This is a genomic window from Amycolatopsis rhizosphaerae (genome assembly GCF_007713715.1).
GTDB classification, from domain to species: domain Bacteria; phylum Actinomycetota; class Actinomycetes; order Mycobacteriales; family Pseudonocardiaceae; genus Amycolatopsis_E; species Amycolatopsis_E rhizosphaerae.
This window is the reverse complement of the sequence record NZ_VJWX01000763.1, coordinates 1-2071: the sequence shown is the minus strand read 5'-3', so window position 1 is coordinate 2071 and position 2071 is coordinate 1. Positions and strand designations below refer to the sequence as shown.

General features: G+C 66.8%; 2 protein-coding genes and 1 pseudogene. 2 read left to right on the top strand and 1 reads right to left on the bottom strand.

What is annotated here, in order from left to right; translation table 11 throughout:
- Positions 1–487 (top strand): annotated as a pseudogene (locus FNH05_RS36555) (hypothetical protein); the annotation flags it as partial.
- Between the two features lie 106 nt (positions 488–593).
- Complete coding sequence (locus FNH05_RS36550; protein ID WP_246128154.1) at positions 594–806, top strand: hypothetical protein; 213 nt, start codon at positions 594–596, stop codon at positions 804–806.
- A gap of 193 nt (positions 807–999) precedes the next feature.
- Here FNH05_RS36550 and FNH05_RS36545 read toward each other — a convergent pair whose 3' ends face one another.
- Complete coding sequence (locus FNH05_RS36545; protein ID WP_246128153.1) at positions 1000–1776, bottom strand: MarR family transcriptional regulator; 777 nt, start codon at positions 1774–1776, stop codon at positions 1000–1002.
- Positions 1777–2071: the final 295 nt, after the last annotated feature.

Below are 2071 nucleotides of genomic sequence, written 5' to 3'. Positions count from 1 at the left end.
GGCCACCAACCTCGCGGGCTGGACCGCCAACGGCTGGCACCTGTGGCAGCGCGCCGCCGACCGCCGTCCCCTGGCCGCCCTCCGCACCGAACTCACCACCCACACCCACCAGGCCCGCCGCCTACTGGATCGACGGCACCCAGCGTGCCTGGTCATCCACCTCGGCACCGAACTCGGTGCGTTCGCCGACAGGCTCGCCCTACTCACCACGTACTCGCGGCAGGTTCTGGATGCGGTGAGCGGACTGCTAGCGACCACCTCCGGCTACGACGGTGAAATCCGAATCGACCGGGACGAGATCGCGTGGGCGACCTCCCGCGGCGGCCAGTTGCACATCATCGAGCACGCCGATGGCAGCGTCACGTTCACCAAGCGGCACCACGACGGCTGCCCCTTCATCATCAGCGCGGGCGCGCGATCCTGTCCCGACGACGGGTGCCTGTTCGACGACCCGTACACAACGCCCGTTAGGCGGCCGGGCCAATGACCACCACGGCGGACTTCTACGACGGCGACGGGCACCACGCCGTCTGGCTCGGATCACTCCAGGGCAGCGCCGACCCCGACACCCTTGCACCATCGCGTGTGGACGTTTGCTACTGAACGCGACCGACCCGTTCACCTACGCCGACGCCGTCACCGACCTGCTCGAGGTCTGGACCGACGAGGGGCACGGACGCGCCTACCACCCACGCGACGGCTGGCCGTGGTTGTGGCCCGACAGCCACAACACGGACTGGGTCTTCACATTCACACACGGCCGCGTGCGGATGATGACCGGCCAGGCTTGGGCCTCGAGCCGGTAGCCCGAGGTCAGTCGCCTGGACTCATCTGTGCCGTCTCGGCGGGTTGCACCCCGCCGAGACGGCACAGGCATTCGACTGCCACGACCGCGCGACATCGCTCGCCGTCGATGGGCTACCGCCCCTGCGAGTGCGAATGTGGTTGTGGCCCAACAGCGTCACTGCTGGGCCACAACCACATTCGTTACGTTTCCGGCTATTTCGTAGGCGTGGATGCTGTCGCCGCTTCAGTTGGGGCGAGCGCGAAACGCCTCGGCTTGTCCTTGGTCTTCACGGCGGTCTTACTCTCGACCAGCTTGTCCAGCGCGTTGCTCACCGCCCCCGAGGATTTCCCTCCCAGCGCCTTGGCGATCGCCGTGGGACCGAACTCCTCACCAGGGTGGTCGCGCAGGTAGTCCTCGACCATGCCCCGCAATGCGCCGGATGCCAGCCGTTCCGACCTCTCACGTCCATCCCCGGCCGTCGATGTGCCGGTGTCAGTCGCCGCGCTATCGTTCGGCCCTTCGGCCACCCCCGCTGTAGCGGGCTCCGCCTCGTTGTCGGCCATGTCCTGAGCATCGTCAGCTGGGGTGGCGCACGGCTCGGTGTTCGCCTCTTCGGTGGCATCCCCCTCGGTGAGCGTCCTGGTGCCGCTCCCTTCTGGGCCGTCCGAGGTGGCCGGTACAGCAGCAATATGGTCGGCGTCGTCGAGACAGTTGACCGGTGCGCATTCGGCCACGATGTTCTCGGCCTCAGTGATCGCCCACAGATCAGCGGCACGCCGACCCCCTTCGGCGATTCCGGCGGTGCGGGTGACGCTGCCGTCGCCCGCCCAATGGGCGAGGATCTTCTGCGCGGTCGACTTCCCGATCTTCGCCGCCACGGACAGTTCGGCGGCTGTGCTGTTCGGGTTGGCGTGCAACGCCTCCCAGAGCTTGTCCTCGGTGTCCGTGCGAACCTTCGCGGCGGTTGTCTGATCAGGAACCGGCCGCAAGGTGGTGGTACGGGTCTTACGGGTTCGTGTGGTGCTAGGCATGACGTCCCCTCAATTCGTGGTTCGTGATCGCTAGTGGTCATGCCCCGGCCGGAGCGTGTGGCCCCCGGTGCGCTGCCGGTGGATTCGGGTCACACGTCTATGGACGCTTCCTTCGGCCACGAAGTCAAGCGGATTGGGCAGACACGATGACTGTCTCGTGTAGACGGTCCACTAGGGCGGGAACCGTTACATCAGAAGGGTCTACTTCCGGGGAACAACGCACGCTGGCGTTGACAACTCCACGCCGACGAAG